Raw genomic sequence first — 16,726 nt, 5'->3', positions numbered from 1 at the left:
GTGCCCGTTCATACTGGTCGAAACCCGGCCTCGAGACGAGGAGGACGACGGCCATGTGTCGACTGTTCGGACTGTCCGCGGCCCCACACCGCGTCATCGCCACCTTCTGGCTGCTCGACGCCGAGGACAGCCTCGCGGAGCAGAGCAGGCGCATGCCGGACGGTACCGGCCTCGGCACGTTCACCGCGGACGGTTTGCCTCGCGTCGAGAAGCAACCCCTCGCGGCGTACCGGGACCGGCAGTTCGCGCGCGAGGCGAGGGAGCGCGAGTCGGAGACGTTCGTCGCGCACGTGCGGTACGCCACGACCGGAGAGAACGACGCCGTCAACACGCACCCGTTCGAGCAGCAGGGACGACTGTTCGCGCACAACGGGGTGATCGAGGACCTGACCGAGCTCGAGGCCGAACTCGGTGACTACCGCGATCTCGTCAGGGGCGAGACCGACTCGGAGCGGTTCTTCGCGCTGATCACCCGGCGCATCGACGAGAACGGCGGTGACGTCGCGGCCGGCATCGCGGCGGCGACCGGGTGGATCGCCGACAACCTCCGGATGCTCGCGCTGAACTTCGTGCTCGCGACTGCGGACGAGTTGTGGGCGTTCCGGTACCCGGATGCGCACGACCTGCTGGTCCTGCGGCGCCGACCCGGCGGGTCCAGCGGGCGCCGACACCTCGAACAGGCCAGCACGGCCGGCACCGTCCGCGCCCGGTCCGGGGCCCTCGCGTCGCTGCCCGCGGTGGTGGTCGCCACCGAGCAGATGGACGAGGATCCGGACTGGGAGTCGCTGTGTCCGGGCGAGTTGCTGCACGTGGCGGCGGATCAGACGGTGACCAGGACCATGGTGCTCGACAGGCCGCCGCGACACCGGCTGGCCCTGTCGGACCTCACGGGCCGTGCGGCCGCGGCTCAGGCGCCGAGCGGCCCCTGAGCCTCAGGCGCGCTGCGCCCGAATGACCAATCCGGCGTCCCGCAGTCGCGTCACCAGCACGTCGCCCAGCGCCGTCGCCGGCGTCAACACACCGGACCTGTCCGGGAGGTCGTCGCGCTGCAACGCCAGCGCCAGGGCTGATTCGCCGAACATCACCGCCGTCGCCGCGTACCCGGGATCGCCCTCGGCGGCGACACGGGCCGTGTAACGAGCGCCCGTCGTCGTGTCGCCGTACAGATCGATCGTGAAGTGGCCGTTGCGCCGGGCCTTCTCGCTCGGCCCCTCGCCGGGCTTCGGCAGTACCCGATCCAGCAGCCACCGGGTCGGCGGAAACAGTAGCCCGGCCACGGCCGCGCCCATGCCGACCGCCACTGCGCCCGCGATCGCCCGTGACGCGAACGACGACCCGACGTTCATCACCTCGCGGTAGCGGAACTGCTTGCCGTACGCGTAATCGGCGAGGGCGTTGCTGCGGCGCACGACGCGGGTGTTGGCCGACGCCATGAAGAACGGTGCCTTCCAGCCCTCCAGCCCGGGCGCGATGTCCGACCCGCGGACGACCGCCATGTCGGACTGGCGACCGAGGTCCGGTTCGGCCGCGCGGTCCGGGCTCAGCGAATACGGCGCCGCGGCGATGCGCCGCAAGGTGGCGTCGCGTTTGACGACGTCGAGTTGGGTGCGGACCGAGTCGATCGTGCCGCCGCTGGCACCCCCGCTCATCGAGGTCACGACCAGCGTCGTGTCGGTCAACTCTCCGGCGCCGTCGGCCTCCACCTGACGATGCAGGACGTGGACGCCCAGGTCCGAGGGAATCGAGTCGAAGCCGCACGAGTGGACGATCCGCGCGCCGCTCGCGCGGGCGGTGTCGTGGTACAGGTCGATGCTGTCGCGCGCGAAGAGGGTCTCGCCGCTGAGGTCGGCGTAGTCGGTGCCGGCCTCCGCGCAGGCCCGGACGAGCGGCAGACCGTACTTGGCGTACGGGCCGACCGTCGTCGCGACGACGTGCGTGGCGGCGGCGAGGGCGCGGAGAGAAGCGTCGTCACCGGCATCGGCCAGCAGCAGGGGCCACTCGGCGGCGGCCGGTCCCAGCTGGCGGCGAACCCGTTCGAGCCGGTCGATCGCGCGGCCGGCCAGCCCGATGCGGGTGCGGGCGGGCGCATGTTCGCTCAGGTACTCGGCCACCAGCCTGCCGACGAAGCCGGTGGCTCCGTAGACGACGACGTCGAGATCGCGGGTTCGCGGGGCAGCTGTCATGCCGACGACCCTACTCGTGGGTAATGATTTGTGCGGCGTACATCACACCGGCGCGTGCCACCACCCCGAGCGATGACGCCGCAGGACGACGTACCCGATCCACGACGCGATCACGCACGCCGCGACCAGGCCGCGGACCAATCCCACGGCATTCTCGGGATACACGACACCGGTCAGATAGTGGGAAATGAACCCAGTGGACGGCAACTGCTGGTCACCGGCCCGCTGCCGGGCCCAGTTCTCGAGGTTCGTGAGCGGACATTCCAGGCCGGCCAGGACCGTGCTGAAACCCCAGGCGACCGCGGCGACGTGCAGCCAGATCGTGCGGCGCCACCGCCACGCGAGGAAGCCGCCGGCCACGACATAGCCGAGGAATGCCAGGTGGACCACCACCGTGGCATCGGCCAACAATCGATACAGCACCGCGACACCTCCCGACGTCGGGATGGGACCACTCGGTTTTCAGGCTACTGCGGGTCGAGCTGCCTGCGGTGCTACTGCGGTGCTATTGGGTGCTATTGCGGTTCCTTGACGACGAGGATCGGCACGTCGACCTCCAGCAGTAGGCGCTGCAGCGACCGTTCGAGAAGGAACTTGCCGATCGGCGACATCCGTTTGCTGCCCGCGACGAACAATCCTGCGCCGCTGTCGGAGACCAGGTCGACGAGAGCGCCGACACGGTCGCCGCTGTGCTCGCCCGTCCGCAACTCCCACGGAGATCCCCCCACCCCGCCGTTGTCGAGAACGGTCTGCACCGACGCACGCATTGCCTCGACGTCACCGTCTCCTGCGGCGTCGTCGAGGATGTGCAACACCAGGAGCTGCTCGCGACGCTGCATGGCCTCGCGTGCGGCGAACACCATCGCAACGCGCCCCTCCGGAGTATCGCTGTATGCAACGGCAATGGCCATGGAGCCTCCCAGACGAGTGAAACAGTGCCCGTCCAGTATCGCCGCTCGGCCGTCGAAGCACCGTGTGGCACACGTCGCGATTCAGGTGTGACGTGCGCCCGTCGGCCCGAGTTTCGGGGTCGTGCGTGGGAGTGAGTGGCTACCAGGGCGAGGTCTGATAGTCCTTGAGGAAGCACCCGTACAGGTCGACGCCCGCCTCACCCTGCACGATCGGGTCGTACACACGCGCCGCGCCGTCCACCAGGTCGAGCGGGGCGTGGAAGCCCTCGTCGGCCAGTCGCAGTTTCGTGTAGTGCGGGCGCTCGTCGGTGATCCAGCCGGTGTCGACCGCCGTCATGAGGATGCCGTCCTCGAGCATCTCCTTGGCGCTGGTGCGGGTGAGCATGTTCAGCGCGGCCTTCGCCATGTTGGTGTGCGGGTGGCCCGGACCCTTGTATGCGCGGCTGAACTGTCCCTCCATCGCGGAGACGTTCACCACGTACTTGCGCCGCGCCGCCGCCGCCGCCATCGACGGCCGCAGCCGCGAGACGAGGATGAACGGGGCGACCGAGTTGCACAACTGCACCTCGAGAAGCTCGATCGGGTCGACCTCCTCGACCGTCTGCACCCAGCTGTTGGTGTGTGCGATATCGGGCAGCAGGCCGCCCGCGTCGATCGCGACGCCGCGCTCGATGCGGGCGGGTGTCGCCGAACCGGCGACCAGCGCGAGCGAGCTGACCTCCGCGGCCGACAGGTTCGCGGCCGAGGCGAGCGTCGCCGTCGACAGCGATCCGGCCAGGGCCGCCGGGTGTGCCTCGCTGGTCTTGCCGAACGTCACGACGTCGGGCAGTTCGCCCGCAGGCAGCGCGCCGGACTCGGCCTCCGCGAGCGCGCTGTAGGCGCCGGGGGAGCGGCGGACCGTCTGCGCGGCATTGTTGATCAGGATGTCCAGCGGACCCTGTGCGGCAACGGAATCGGCGAGCGCCACCACCTGGGCGGGATCGCGCAGGTCGATGCCGACGACCCGCAACCGGTGGATCCAGTCGGCGCTGTCCTCCATCGCCTTGAAGCGGCGGATGGCGTCGTTCGGGAATCGCGTCGTGATGGTCAGGTGGGCGCCGTCGCGCAGCAACCGCAGCGCGATGTACATGCCGATCTTGGCGCGTCCGCCGGTCAACAGGGCGCGGCGCCCCGTGAGATCGGTGCGGGCGTCACGCTTGGCGTGACTGCGGGCCGCGCACTCCGGACACAACTGGTGGTAGAACGCATCCACCTGTGTGTACCGCTGCTTGCAGATGTAGCACGGCCGCGGGCGGATGAGGGTCCCGGCGGTCGCGCCGGCGGCGCTGGAGGTGAGCGCAATCCCCGCGGTCTCGTCGTCGATCCTGTCGGGTGAGCCCGTGGCGGTGGCCGCGACGACGGCCCGATCGGCCTCGGACACCGCGTCCCGCGTCTCGACGCGACGGCGGCGCTTGAGTTTCTTGAACAGGTTGCCGACCGCGCGCTGGAGCGCGACCGAGTCGGGGTGGTCCGCGTCGAGTGCGGATGCCTCCGACAGCACCCGCATGCAGATGTCCAAATCGGCGGGATCGATACCCGTCATCGGTTGTGCCATCGGTAGGTAACTCAGTCCTGATCTCGTGCGCGTGTGCGTGATCCCGTGCGGGTGGTCGACGGATCAGTCTACCGAGTACTCGATCGGGCTCTTCCGGCCGCTGTGCTGGTGACACCGTGCCCTCGTCAGAGGAGCATGTGAAGTACCAGGGGGAGTGCCCCCGGGGCAGTCCCCCGCTCGAGAGATGACACTCGAGGAGGGTGAGGACAATGAGCAAGTCGAACGGGTCCGGCCAACCCGGATCGGACCGATCGGGCGCGTCGACGGCCTCCGCCGTCGGCACATTCGAGATGTTGCACGCGGAATCGGTGGTGCCGGTCGAGTCGCCACTGCAGAAGGAAGGCCCATTTCTTCCGGAACTGACCGAGGTGGATCTGCTGGTACGCGCACCCGAGGCGCGACGCGACTTCAACGTGTCGGGCTCCGGCGTCACCGTCGCGGTGCTCGACACCGGATTGCGTTCCACGCACGTCGATTTCGCGGGACGAGTGGTTCCGGGCCGCAACTTCACCTCCGACTACGGCGGGGATCCCGCCGAGATCACGGACGGGAACGGACACGGCACTTCCGTCGCGGGCATCGCCTGTGCGGGACGGATCCACACCGGAATCGCACCGAACGCGCGGGTGGTGCCGGTCAAGGTCCTCGCCAACGACGGCACGGGTCGCTTCGCCGACATCCGCGACGCACTGGACTGGGTCCTCGACCGGCGCGCGTCGCTCGGGATCTCGGCGCTGTGCCTGGCGACCGGTGCGTCCGACAACCGCACGACGGACACCGACATGCCCGGCGACGCGATCGGGGCGCTGCTGCAGGAACTCACCGACGAGGGCGTGTGCTGCTGCGTGGCGGCCGGCAACGACTACTACGCACACGGCGGCATGCAGGGAATGTGCTATCCGGCGGTGTTCCGTCAGACGATCAGCGTCGGTGCGGTGTACGACGCCGACGAGGGCAGCTTCCGCTACCGCGACGGCGCCAAGGCGTTCGCGTCGGACTCCGACCGCCTCACGCCGTTCACGCAGCGACTGCACCGGACCGTCGGTGGCCCGTGTGCGACCGACACCTTCGCACCGGGATCGCCGATCACCTCGTCGGGCATCCTCAACGACACCGGTGAGTCGATCCAGTACGGGGCCAGTCAGGCGACACCGGTCGTGCTGGGCGTCGTGGCGCTGCTGCAGTCGTTCTACCTGCGCACGATGGGGCATCTGCCCACCGTGGTGGACGTCAAGCGGTGGCTGGCCCGTGGCTCGACAGTGGTCTATGACGGCGCCGACGACCACGACAACGTCAATCACACCGAGCTGACCTTCCCGCGGACGAGCGCGCTCGGATCGCTGCTGGTGTGTGCGAAGGACCTCGCGGTGCGGGAACTGGCGACGGCCGATCGGGCGAGCATGCGGATGGGGGCGATGCGCCACTGAGACGAGTTCGCGGGAACATGTACGGAGAAATCGAAAGACGGTGGCTCCGAACGAGAGTGGCTCCGAGGAGTACACAGAAACGAGAAGATCCCCGGCTCCTGGAAAACCAGGTACCGGGGATCTTCTCGTCTGTCTCAACTCAGAGTGTCCGAGGGGGGACTTGAACCCCCACGTCCGTTAATAGGACACTAGCACCTCAAGCTAGCGCGTCTGCCATTCCGCCACTCGGACTCGTTGTTGCAAGCTGTTCAGTTGTTTTTCTCTTTGCCCCGTTCTCCGGGTGCCTGGAAAGATTATCCGATCTTTCGCCAGGTCCAAAATCGCCTGGTCAGAGGGGGGTTCTGGACCAAAAGCGGGCATCGATGGTTGCACGTGCGGTCGCTGCGACGGTGGTAGGAAAGTGAGGTGCCATCACATGAAGAAGCAGTGTCCTCACCACAGCCCGTGAGTCGCGCCGAATCGGAGGTCGTCGACCTCGTCAGCGCGCTGATCCGGTTCGACACCTCCAACACCGGCGAACTCGAGACCACCAAGGGCGAGCGGGACTGCGCCCTGTGGGTGCAGTCCAAGCTCGAGGAGGTCGGGTACGAGACCGAGTACGTCGAATCCGGTGCCCCCGGGCGGGGCAATGTCTTCGCGCGGCTGCGCGGTGCGGATCCCGGGCGCGGAACGCTGATGATGCACGGCCACCTCGACGTCGTGCCCGCCGAGCCCGCGGACTGGAGCGTGCACCCGTTCTCGGGGGCCGTCGAGGACGGCTACGTGTGGGGCCGTGGCGCGGTCGACATGAAGGACATGTGCGGGATGATGCTGGCGTTGGCCCGCCAGTTCAAGGCCGAGGACACCGTGCCGCCGCGGGACATCCTGTTCGCGTTCGTCGCGGACGAGGAGGCCGGCGGCAAGTGGGGCTGCCAGTGGCTGGTCGATCACCGGCCCGATCTCTTCGAGGGCGTCACGGAGGCGGTCGGGGAGGTGGGCGGCTTCTCGCTGACCATCCCGCGCGCGGACGGCACGGAACGCCGCCTGTATCTCGTGGAGACGGCCGAGAAGGGGCTCGGCTGGATGCGGCTCACTGCCAAGGCCACCGCAGGCCACGGATCGTTCCTGCACGAGGACAACGCGGTGACGATCCTCGCCGACGCGGTCTCCCGGCTCGGCAACCACACCTTCCCCCTCGTGATGTCCGATTCGGTCGCGGAGTTCCTCACCGTCCTCTCCGAGGAGACCGGCGTCGACTTCGACCCGAACTCGCCCGACATCGACGGCACCCTGGCGAAACTCGGCAGCATCGCCCGGATCATCGGCGCGACGCTGCGCGACACCGCGAACCCGACGATGCTCAAGGCCGGCTACAAGGCCAATGTGATCCCGCAGACCGCGGAGGCCGTGTTCGACTGCCGCGTCCTGCCCGGCCGGCAGGCCGCGTTCGAGCGTGAGGTGGACGAGCTGATCGGGCCGAACGTCACGCGCGAGTGGATCACCAAGCTCGATTCGTACGAGACGACGTTCGACGGCCACCTGGTGGACGCGATGAACGACGCCGTGCTCGCGCACGATCCGAACGGCCGCACGGTGCCGTACATGTTGTCGGCGGGCACCGACGCAAAAGCGTTCGCGCGCCTGGGGATTCGCTGCTTCGGCTTCGCGCCGCTGCGGCTGCCGCCGGAGTTGGACTTCGCGGCGCTGTTCCACGGCGTCGACGAGCGGGTGCCGGTGGACGCATTGCACTTCGGCACCCGAGTGATGGAACACTTCCTGCTACACAGCTGACCCGCTGTACCCGAGATCTGGGAGAGGATTCACATGGCACACGATCCGTACGACGGACTGCCCGACCTGCCGTCCTTCACGCTGACGTCCGACGACGTCACCGACGGCGCCCCGCTGAAGAACGATCAGGTCAGCGGGATCTTCGGGGCCGGTGGACACGACATCTCGCCGCAGCTGTCGTGGTCCGGGTTCCCGCCCGAGACCAAGAGCTTCGCGATCACGATGTTCGACCCCGACGCGCCGACGGCGTCGGGCTTCTGGCACTGGGCGGTCGCGAACATTCCCGTCACCACCACGTCGCTGCGCGCCGATGCGGGCGACGAGACCGGTTCCGGGCTGCCCGAGGGCGCCGTGACGCTCCAGAACGACGGCGGCCTCGCCCGGTTCCTCGGCGCGGCGCCGCCGCAGGGGCACGGGCCGCACCGCTACATGTTCGCGGTCCATGCGGTGGACGTCGACCACCTCGACGTCACGCCCGCCTCGACACCGGCATTCCTCGGCTTCAACCTGTTCTCGCACGCGATCGCGAGGGCGATCATCACCGGTACGTACGAGCAGAAGTAGGCCGGCACACAGCAAGGCCCGTCACCGCGATCGGTGACGGGCCCTGCTCGTGGAATCCGGGTATTACGTGCGCGCGCCGGCACCCACCGCGTCGCGGATCGACTGGAACCCGGCCTCACGGACCTTCCGGGCCAGTCCCTTGTGCAGCTTGTGGGCGTAGAACGGCCCGCCGTAGATGAAGCCGGTGTAGCCCTGGACCAGGGTCGCCCCCGCGAGGATCCGTTCCCAAGCCTGATCGACGGTCTCGATGCCGCCCACCGAGATCAGCACCAGCTTGTCGCCGACCCGCGCGTGCAGACGGCGCAGCACCTCGAGTGAACGCCGCGCGACGGGGGCGCCGGACAGGCCGCCCGCGCCGATCTCCTCGATCCGCGACTGCGGGGTGCGCAGGCCCGTGCGGGAAATCGTGGTGTTGGTCGCGACGATGCCCGCCAGGCCCAGTTCGACGGCGAGATCGGCGACGGCGTCGACGTCCTCGTCGGACAGGTCGGGTGCGATCTTCACGAGCACCGGGATGTGCACGGTGTCGAGCACCGCCTGCAGCAGCGGGCGCAGCGATTCGACGGCCTGCAGGTCGCGCAGCCCGGGGGTGTTGGGGGAGCTGACATTGACGACGAGGAAGTCGGCGAGCGGTCCCAGTAGGCGCGCGCTGGCGGTGTAGTCGCCGGCCGCCTCCTCCGCGGGGACGATCTTGGTCTTGCCGATGTTCGCGCCGATCGGTACGTCACCGCGGCGGTGCCGCAGGTAGTTCGCGGCGTTGCCTGCGCCGTGGTTGTTGAAGCCCATCCGATTGATCAGTGCGCGATCGTCGGACAGACGGAACAGGCGCGGCGCGGGATTGCCGGGCTGGGCCTGCGCGGTGACGGTGCCCACCTCGGCGAAGCCGAAGCCCATCGGTCCCCACGTGTCGACGCCGGTCGCGTCCTTGTCGAACCCGGCGGCAAGCCCGACCGGTGCCGGGAAGTCGACGCCGAACGCCTTGGTGCGCAGTGCCGGATCGTCGACGACGAGCACCTTGGCGACCAGTGCACGGATCGGAGCGAAGCGCGTCACGAGCCGCATCGCGGCGAACGCGAGGTGATGGATGCGTTCCGGGGGGATCCGGAACATCAGACGCAGAAGCAGGTGGTACACGAATCTCCCTAGATTCCAGGTGCCGGAATGTGATGGGTGGTCTTGCGGCGGCGGAGCAGGATCCGACGGCTGCCGTCGGTGTACAGGCGGACGCGTGAGAGCTCCCAGCCGCCGAACTCGGCCTGCAGTGCCAGTCGCATCGACGCGCTCACCCGGGTGACGTCACGGGGCAGGCTCAGCGGAATGTACTCGAACTCCTCGGAGTCCGTCTCCCATTCGCGGGGAATCCCGCGGCGCCGCTGCGACCTGGACGTCACCGTGGATCACCCCGCCGCGAGCGGGATCGTCTGCAGTCCGTCGCCGACCGCGGACCCGACGACGAGAGTGCCGGCGGCGGTGTCCACCGCAACGGAGTTGGGCTGGCGGACGGTGTCGTAGCGGACCTTCTCGACGGGGATGCCGGTCGAGATGTCGTAGCCGACCACCTTGTTACTGGCGGTCAGCGTGACCCACACGAGATCGGTCCGCTCGTCGTAGGCGATCCCGTACGGGGCGTTCGCGACGGGGTAACGCTGGCGCATGATCAGCGGGTCGGTGGTGAACACCAGCAGTTCGTTGCCGGCGGTGTCGGTGACCAGGATCCGCCCGTGCTCGTCGGTGATCAACTGGGTGGCGCCCTCACCGGCGCGCAGAGCCAAGCCCAGGTCCGCGTCGTCGAGGTCGATCTGTGTCAGCGACGTCTGGCGGCGATCCAGTGCGCTGAGGTCGCCCTTGGTGAGCGCGAGCGCGTCGACGGAGGCCAGACCCGAGATCGTCTCGCTGACCGATCCGGTGGGGTCGACGATCTGGATCTGGCCGTTGGCCAGGCCCACCGCGAGCTTGCCGTCGGGCAGGAAGACCGCCGAGCGCGCGTCGCCGTCGACGGTGACGGACGACGACACGCCCCCCGCCTTCAGATCGACGATCTGCACGCGGCCGTTCATGGGCAGCAGGAGTCGGCCCTCGGGGGCCGACGTCATCTGCGCGGCGACACCGTCGATCGGGATCTCGCGGGGCGTGCCGCCGCCGTCCGGTGTGGCGTTGAGGGTGAACAGTTTGCTGTTGCCGTCGGTCAGCAGCGCGGTGGTGTTCGACGTGGGGTCGAACGTGATCGCGTCGATCGGCCGACCGAGATTCTGCACCGCACCGGTGGGGGTGGCGCCGGCGGGGGAGACTGCCGCGGTGGCCGGTTCGATGGTCTTGAGGTCGTCGGCGTTCTTCTCGGACGAACACCCGGTGAGCAACAGCAACGCGGCAGCCCCAATCGTGCAAGCGGTGATGCGCGGTGCCGGTACTCGCATGGGTGTGCTCCTCGGATGCTGCAGCGGTGCTGCCGTGTGGTGCGTGTGTGCTCGCCTTCTAGCATCCATGATCGACCGGACCGGCCGGAATCCGAGTCACCCCGGACGTGAGGCGTACGACACTCACTTCCCGGCGGCCGGTGTGCCGTCCCGGCGCGGGAGCACCAGCGTGGCGCCCGACCTGGGGTGCCTGAATACCTCGACCGGATGACCGTAGACGCGGGACAGCAACTCCTCGGTGAGCACCTCGGCCGGTGGTCCGTCGACGGCCGCACGGCCGTTCTCGAGGACGCAGATCCGGTCGGCGTAGGCCGCGGCCAGTCCCAGGTCGTGGAGCACGACGACGACCGCGGCACCGTCGGCCGCCCGGTCGCGGGCGATGCGCATCACGGCCTCCTGGTGACCCAGGTCGAGGGCCGCGGTGGGCTCGTCGAGGAGGGCGGTCTCGGTGTCCTGCGCGAGCACACGGGCGAGTGCGACGCGCGCGCGCTCGCCGCCCGAGAGGACGCTGAACGGCCGGTCCGCGAGGTGTCGGACGTCACAGATGTCCATGCACTCGTCGATGACCTTGTCGTCGTCGGCGTCCCGCCCGGTGCGCTGCCACGGCGCGCGCCCCATCGTGACTACCTGGCGGGCGGTGAACGAGAACCCCACGGTGTGCTGCTGCGGCAGCACAGCGCGCCGGCGCGACATGTCCGACGGTGTCCAGTCGCCGAGCGGCTTGCCGTCGAGTTCGACGGTGCCCGCCGCGACCGCCTGGTCGCCCGACAGCGCCGCCAGCAGCGTGGACTTGCCGGCGCCGTTGGGGCCGACCAGCGCGAGCACCTCACCCGAGCGGACCGTGAGATCGACGCCGTCGAGGACGGTGCGTCCGCCTCGCTCGACGCTGATCCCGGTGGCCCGCATCGTCACGGCGCCGCGTTCGGTGCGCGCGGGGACGTCGGCGGCGCGGCCGAACAGGCTTCGGGTGCGGTCGATCATCGAACCCATCACGCCCACCCGCCCTGACGGGAACGGGTGCGGCGCAGGAGCCAGAAGAAGAACGGTCCACCCACGAGCGAGGTCAGCATGCCGAGCGGAAGGTCGGCGTTGTCCACGAGCGTGCGGGAGCCGAGGTCGGCGGCCAGCAGGACCACTGCGCCACCGAGCACGCTCGCGGGTAGTAGTAGTCGATGCCCGGGGCCTACGAGCATGCGCATCACATGCGGTACGACGAGGCCGACGAACAGGATGATGCCGGTGAACGCGACGCCCGACGACACCAGCACCGCGACGATCACGATCGCGATCAGTCGCAGCTTCTCGACGTCGACACCGAGGTGCCGCGCCGCGCTCTCGCCGAGGGCCAGCAGGTCGAGTTTCGGGGCGATCAGCATCGACGCGGCGATGCCCGCGATCGCCATCGGAGCGACGATCGCGACGGCGTTCCAGCTGGCGCCGTTCAGGCTGCCCATCTGCCAGAACACGATCTGGTCGCGGGCAGCGGGGCTCGCGACGAACGTGAAGAACGCGATGACTCCTCCGGCGAACGCGTTGATCGCGACACCGGTGAGCACGAGGGTGACCACCTCGGTTCGGCCGTCGGAACGGGCGAGTAGGTAGACGAGGGTGGTCGTGATCAGTCCCGCCACGAAGGCGGAGCCCGCGACGGCCGGTCCGGCGGTGAATGCGCCGCCCAGCACGATCGCGGCACTGGCACCCACCGCCGCGCCGGCCGAGACGCCGATGACGCCCGGCTCGGCGAGCGGGTTGGAGAACACGCCCTGCAGGAGGGCTCCCGAGCAGCCGAGCGCCGCGCCGACGAGGATCGCGAGGATCACGCGCGGGAACCGCACCTGCCACAGCGTCACCTCGCCGCTGGGATGCGACGGCATCGGTCCGATGTCGAGCCCGATGCGGTGCAGGACGCTGCCCAGGACCTCGGCCGGGCTGGTCGGCACCTGACCGATGCAGGCCGACGCGAGGGCCAGCACGGCCAGCAGGACTACCAGCCCGACGATGACCGTGCCGGGCCGCACCCGGGGCCGGCTGGCTACCGAGGTACTCATTCCGCGTCGGGGTGGTAGATCGCCTCGGCCAGCGCCGCCAGCACCTGGCCGGTGTTGGAGCCGAAGCTGAGCAGCATGGTGTCGGACATGTCCACGACCCGCTTGTTCTGGCCGGCCGGAGTCTGCGCGATACCCGGAACCTTCTCCAGGCCGTCGACTCCACCGATGGATTGGAGGCCACCGCTCATCATCAGCATGACGTCGGGTGCCGCCGCGATCATGGCCTCACTCGTGATCGGGACGAACTCGCTGGTCAGGCCCGAAGCGGTGCCCGCGTCTGTGGCGCCGAGCGCCTCGATCAGCGAGTCGGCACCGGAACCGGGCCCCCCGAGCATCGTGATCGAGGGACCACGCATGTAGAGGAATGCGATCTTCAGCGCCTCGGAACCGGCAGGCACCGACGCCTTCGCGTCGGCGATCTCCTGCTCGGTCCGTGCGACGAGCTGCTCTCCCTGTGCGGGCACGCCCAACGCCGCGGCCACCGCGGTGATCTGCCCCGGCACACCCTCGAGTGTGCGGGTGGGATCGAAGTAGACGACCGGAACCCCGGCGGCCCGGAGCTGTTCCTGCACCGACTTGGGGCCGATGCTGGTGTCGGTCAGCACCATGGTCGGGGCAAGGTTCAGGATCGCCTCGGCATTCATCGCCTGTCCGCCGGGGGTGATGTTGGGGATGTCCTTCGCGGCCGGGAAACCGGATGCAGTGTCGCGACCGACGACGCGGTCACCGAGACCCAGTGCGAACACCGTTTCGGTCAGGGTGCCGTATCGGTCGGCGGTGACGATCCGGCTGGCATCGTTGATCGTGACGTCGACACCGTCGAAACTGCGCACCGTGACCGGAAGCTGCGGGGTCGGGCTGTCCGCAACCGGCCGTGGATCGGCGTCGGCGACCACCGCGGTGGTCTGGCCGTGCTGCGCGGTTTCGTCGGTCGCGACGGACGTGCAGGCCGCGAGTGAGACTACGGTCGCGGCCGAGGCGGCCACGACGAGGAGCCGGGAGAGCGCAGATCTCATTTCACAAGGTAGCGATCGATATCGGCCTCGAGATCGGCGAACAGGCCGCCGTTGAGGCCGTAGGCGAGGTTGACCTCGCTGATGAAGCGTGCCTGCTCGTCTGCGGACAGCGGTGCCTGATCGAGCTTGGCGCGGTACTCGTCCTTGAACACCTTCGGCTTGGCGATCTGGTCGAAGATGTAGAACCGCAGGCCGTCGACCTCGTAGCCGTACGCGCGCTCGAGCATGCGTCGGATGATCTGACCGCCGGACAGGTCGCCCATGTAGCGCAGGTAGTGGTGCGCGACGAAGTCCGCCGGGGAGGTGAAGGCGACCTCTTCGAGGCGCGCGACGTACGCCGCGGTCGCGGGAGTCGCGACCAGCTGGTCGCGCCAGGCCGGGCCGAGCAGGAACTCGAGGTCGGCCGCGAGGGCCGGGAGGCGGACGAGCTCGGGAGCGATGAACGGGGCCGCGATCGGGTCGGCGACGTGAGTGTCGGCGGCGCGCTCGAGCACCTCGTACACCAGGTAGGTCTGTGCCAGCAGGGCGGCGAAGCCCTCCTTTGTGAGCTTGCCCGCAAGGAGATCGCCCACGAACCGGGACTGCTCGGTGGCGCGGTGAGCCGCATCGGTCTCGGTCTTGATGCGCTCGGCGAAACCGAGCTCGCCGGCCTCGGTACCCTGGTCGAGCACGTCCATGTGATCTCCTTCACGATGACATTCGTCAGACACAACGGCTACGAGGTTAGCCTATCCTCGGGATCGTTGTCGTTACTAATCACCCTGAATCAATCGAAAGTTGGACGCTCGACCGATCAGGCGCTGACGTCGTCGAGCGCCGACGCGATCGCCGCCGGCAATTCGAGCTCCTCGGCGGACAGCACGCCGGTGAGCTGGGCAAGATCTCGTGCGCCGACGACCGCGCTCGCGACACCGGGCCGGTCCCGCGCCCACGCGAGGGCCACCGCGAGCGGTGACGTGCCCAGACCGTCGGCCGCGGTGAGGACCGCGTCGACCACCCGGACCGACGACTCCGTGAGGTAGCTGCGAACCTCCGCGGCATGCTGCTCGTCCGCGCCGCGCGAATCGGCCGGGATCCCGTCCCGGTACTTGCCGGTGAGGACGCCCCCCGCGAGCGGCACCGCGGCGAACACGCCGATTCCGTGGTGCGCCGCGGCGGGAAGAAGCTCTTCCTCGACACCGCGGGCGAGGAGCGAGTACTCGGCCTGGGTCGCGACCAGTCGTCCAGGCCCGCGATAGCCCGCCGCGGTCGCGAGCTGCCAGCCCAGGTAGCCGCGGGCCCCCGTGTATCGGACGCGGCCGCTGCTGACCGCCTGGTCGAGGGCCGACGCGACCTCGTCCACCGGGGTCAGTGGATCCCAGGTCGCCACCTGCCACATGTCGAGGTGGTCGGTGCCGAGTTCGCGCAGTGTCGAATCCAGCTGCGCGAGCAGACCGCGGCGGGAACAGTCCACACGCTGCCCGTTGTGCGCGTACGGATTGATTCCGGCGCTGCCGCCGAGGATCAGGTACTCGCGGGGCACCACGTCGTCGAGCAGTTCCGCGAGCAGGCGCTGGGCCTTGCCGTCGCCGTAGGCGGGGGAGGTGTCGACGAGGGTGCCACCGGCATCGACGAAGGCGGACAGCTGTGCCGCAGCTTCGTCCCCGTCGGTATCCCGACCCCAGTGCAGGGTCCCCAGCCCGAGCCTCGACACGCGTAGACCGCTCGTTCCCACCGCTCTGTATTCCATAACCGCCCACGTTTCGACACCGGATGTTTCAGCTGACTTCACCGGCAGGACAACACCCGCCGGTGAAGAACACTAGTAGCGCGCACGGCGCGCCGAGTACAGCCACGCCGGGTACCGTCTGTCCGGTGAAACTTGGACCACACGCGTGTAATACGGATCCCCGCAACCTGATCCGCCGTACCTCACTCGACGCGAGTGGCCCGGGGTCCCTCGCGTGATCGGGGAGGCCATGACCTGGCTCCAGGCGATCGTTCTCGGCGCGGTGCAGGGGCTCACGGAGTTCCTGCCGATCTCGTCGTCGGGCCACCTGCGGATCGTCTCGGAGATCTTCTTCGGCACCGACGCCGGTGCGTCGTTCACCGCGGTGACACAGCTCGGCACCGAGGCCGCGGTGCTGTTGTACTTCGCCCGGGACATCGGCCGCATCGTGGCGGCCTGGTTCCGCGGACTGTTCCATGCAGAGCACCGCGGGGACCTCGACTACCGCATGGGCTGGTACGTCATCATCGGCACCATTCCCGTCGGTGTGCTCGGCTTCCTATTCAAGGACCAGATCCGCACCGGCGCAAGGAATTTGTGGCTGATCGCGACGATGCTGATCGTCTTCGCGCTCATGATCGCGGCGGCCGAGTACTACGGGCGCAAGACCCGGCCGATCGAGGACCTGCGCGCTCGGGACGGCATCATCATGGGTTCCGCGCAGGCGCTCGCGTTGATCCCCGGCGTCTCGCGCTCCGGCGGCACCATCAGTGCCGGCCTGTTCCTCGGCCTCACCCGCGAGGCCGCCGCCCGCTACTCGTTCCTGCTCGCGATCCCCGCGGTGGTCGCCTCCGGATTGTTCAGTCTCCCCGACGCATTCGAGCCAGAGGGGGAGGGACTGATCGCGTCCGGGCCGCAACTGTTGGTGGCGACGTTGATCGCGTTCGCCATCGGTTACGCCTCGATCGCCTGGCTGCTCCGCTTCGTCGTGAATCACTCGATGTACTGGTTCGTCGGGTACCGCATCATCCTCGGTGTCGTCGTACTCGCTCTGCTCGCGACCGGCGTGGTCTCGGCGACGTGACCGGTCT

At 68.9% G+C, this 16,726-nt stretch carries 17 protein-coding genes and 1 tRNA gene; 5 read left to right on the top strand and 13 right to left on the bottom strand.

Annotated features, from left to right (window positions below; genetic code table 11):
* Positions 1-53: 53 nt before the first annotated feature.
* Positions 54-929, top strand: coding sequence for a class II glutamine amidotransferase (locus tag J2X34_RS05815; RefSeq protein ID WP_114723045.1), 876 nt, complete (start codon positions 54-56; stop codon positions 927-929).
* A gap of 3 nt (positions 930-932) precedes the next feature.
* Here J2X34_RS05815 and J2X34_RS05810 read toward each other — a convergent pair whose 3' ends face one another.
* The 4 genes from J2X34_RS05810 to J2X34_RS05795 all read right to left on the bottom strand — a co-directional run bounded on the left by J2X34_RS05810 (position 933) and on the right by J2X34_RS05795 (position 4,676).
* A complete protein-coding gene (locus J2X34_RS05810; protein WP_114723046.1) occupies positions 933-2,183 on the bottom strand; it encodes a saccharopine dehydrogenase family protein in 1,251 nt (416 codons plus the stop codon).
* A 42-nt stretch (positions 2,184-2,225) separates the two neighbouring features.
* Positions 2,226-2,606 (bottom strand): DUF2784 domain-containing protein, encoded by a 381-nt coding sequence (locus J2X34_RS05805; protein WP_174910063.1) that lies wholly within the window; start codon positions 2,604-2,606, stop codon positions 2,226-2,228.
* 92 nt (positions 2,607-2,698) lie between these two features.
* The gene (locus J2X34_RS05800) at positions 2,699-3,094 is read right to left on the bottom strand and encodes a universal stress protein (RefSeq protein ID WP_429516360.1); all 396 of its coding nucleotides are present in this window, start codon (positions 3,092-3,094) and stop codon (positions 2,699-2,701) included.
* 139 nt (positions 3,095-3,233) lie between these two features.
* The gene (locus J2X34_RS05795; protein ID WP_429516359.1) at positions 3,234-4,676 is read right to left on the bottom strand and encodes an SDR family NAD(P)-dependent oxidoreductase; all 1,443 of its coding nucleotides are present in this window, start codon (positions 4,674-4,676) and stop codon (positions 3,234-3,236) included.
* A 221-nt stretch (positions 4,677-4,897) separates the two neighbouring features.
* Here J2X34_RS05795 and J2X34_RS05790 point away from each other — a divergent pair, with 221 nt between their 5' ends.
* Complete coding sequence (locus J2X34_RS05790; RefSeq protein ID WP_114723050.1) at positions 4,898-6,115, top strand: S8 family peptidase; 1,218 nt, start codon at positions 4,898-4,900, stop codon at positions 6,113-6,115.
* Between the two features lie 145 nt (positions 6,116-6,260).
* Here J2X34_RS05790 and J2X34_RS05785 read toward each other — a convergent pair.
* Positions 6,261-6,346, bottom strand: a tRNA-Leu gene (locus tag J2X34_RS05785).
* A gap of 213 nt (positions 6,347-6,559) precedes the next feature.
* Here J2X34_RS05785 and J2X34_RS05780 point away from each other — a divergent pair.
* Together J2X34_RS05780 and J2X34_RS05775 are read left to right on the top strand one after the other, a co-directional pair.
* Entirely contained in the window at positions 6,560-7,885 is a 1,326-nt protein-coding gene (locus tag J2X34_RS05780; RefSeq protein ID WP_258558020.1) for a M20/M25/M40 family metallo-hydrolase, read from the top strand.
* 33 nt (positions 7,886-7,918) lie between these two features.
* Positions 7,919-8,449, top strand: a complete 531-nt coding sequence (locus tag J2X34_RS05775; protein ID WP_114723052.1) for a YbhB/YbcL family Raf kinase inhibitor-like protein — start codon at positions 7,919-7,921, stop codon at positions 8,447-8,449.
* Between the two features lie 63 nt (positions 8,450-8,512).
* On the opposite strand, the gene J2X34_RS05770 is transcribed toward J2X34_RS05775, so the two are convergent.
* From J2X34_RS05770 to J2X34_RS05735, 8 genes are all read right to left on the bottom strand, one after another.
* Complete coding sequence (locus J2X34_RS05770) at positions 8,513-9,583, bottom strand: quinone-dependent dihydroorotate dehydrogenase (protein ID WP_114723053.1); 1,071 nt, start codon at positions 9,581-9,583, stop codon at positions 8,513-8,515.
* An 8-nt stretch (positions 9,584-9,591) separates the two neighbouring features.
* A complete protein-coding gene (locus tag J2X34_RS05765) occupies positions 9,592-9,840 on the bottom strand; it encodes a DUF5703 family protein (RefSeq protein WP_429516358.1) in 249 nt (82 codons plus the stop codon).
* A 6-nt stretch (positions 9,841-9,846) separates the two neighbouring features.
* Positions 9,847-10,863, bottom strand: a complete 1,017-nt coding sequence (locus J2X34_RS05760) for a hypothetical protein (protein ID WP_429516357.1) — start codon at positions 10,861-10,863, stop codon at positions 9,847-9,849.
* A gap of 123 nt (positions 10,864-10,986) precedes the next feature.
* Positions 10,987-11,853 carry a heme ABC transporter ATP-binding protein gene (locus tag J2X34_RS05755; protein WP_114723142.1) on the bottom strand — a complete coding sequence of 289 codons (867 nt, stop codon included), beginning with the start codon at positions 11,851-11,853 and terminating at the stop codon, positions 10,987-10,989.
* On the bottom strand, positions 11,853-12,911 hold the full coding sequence (locus J2X34_RS05750) for a FecCD family ABC transporter permease (RefSeq protein WP_429516356.1): 1,059 nt from the start codon (positions 12,909-12,911) through the stop codon (positions 11,853-11,855). The genes J2X34_RS05755 and J2X34_RS05750 overlap by 1 nt, the downstream gene beginning before the upstream one ends.
* Positions 12,908-13,927: a heme/hemin ABC transporter substrate-binding protein gene (locus J2X34_RS05745; protein WP_429516355.1), complete on the bottom strand. Its 1,020-nt coding sequence runs from the start codon at positions 13,925-13,927 to the stop codon at positions 12,908-12,910. Before J2X34_RS05745 ends, J2X34_RS05750 begins: the two co-directional genes overlap by 4 nt.
* Entirely contained in the window at positions 13,924-14,604 is a 681-nt protein-coding gene (locus tag J2X34_RS05740; protein WP_114723058.1) for a heme oxygenase (biliverdin-producing), read from the bottom strand. Before J2X34_RS05740 ends, J2X34_RS05745 begins: the two co-directional genes overlap by 4 nt.
* Before the next feature lie 116 nt (positions 14,605-14,720).
* A complete protein-coding gene (locus tag J2X34_RS05735; RefSeq protein WP_114723059.1) occupies positions 14,721-15,656 on the bottom strand; it encodes an aldo/keto reductase in 936 nt (311 codons plus the stop codon).
* 217 nt (positions 15,657-15,873) lie between these two features.
* On the opposite strand from J2X34_RS05735, the gene J2X34_RS05730 reads away from it, so the two are divergent.
* Positions 15,874-16,719 carry an undecaprenyl-diphosphate phosphatase gene (locus J2X34_RS05730; RefSeq protein WP_429516431.1) on the top strand — a complete coding sequence of 282 codons (846 nt, stop codon included), beginning with the start codon at positions 15,874-15,876 and terminating at the stop codon, positions 16,717-16,719.
* Positions 16,720-16,726 lie beyond the last annotated feature (7 nt).

Origin of the sequence: Rhodococcus sp. BE178, assembly GCF_050433545.1 — a bacterium.
GTDB lineage: Bacteria > Actinomycetota > Actinomycetes > Mycobacteriales > Mycobacteriaceae > Prescottella.
This window is presented reverse-complemented; position numbering and strand designations above follow the sequence as displayed.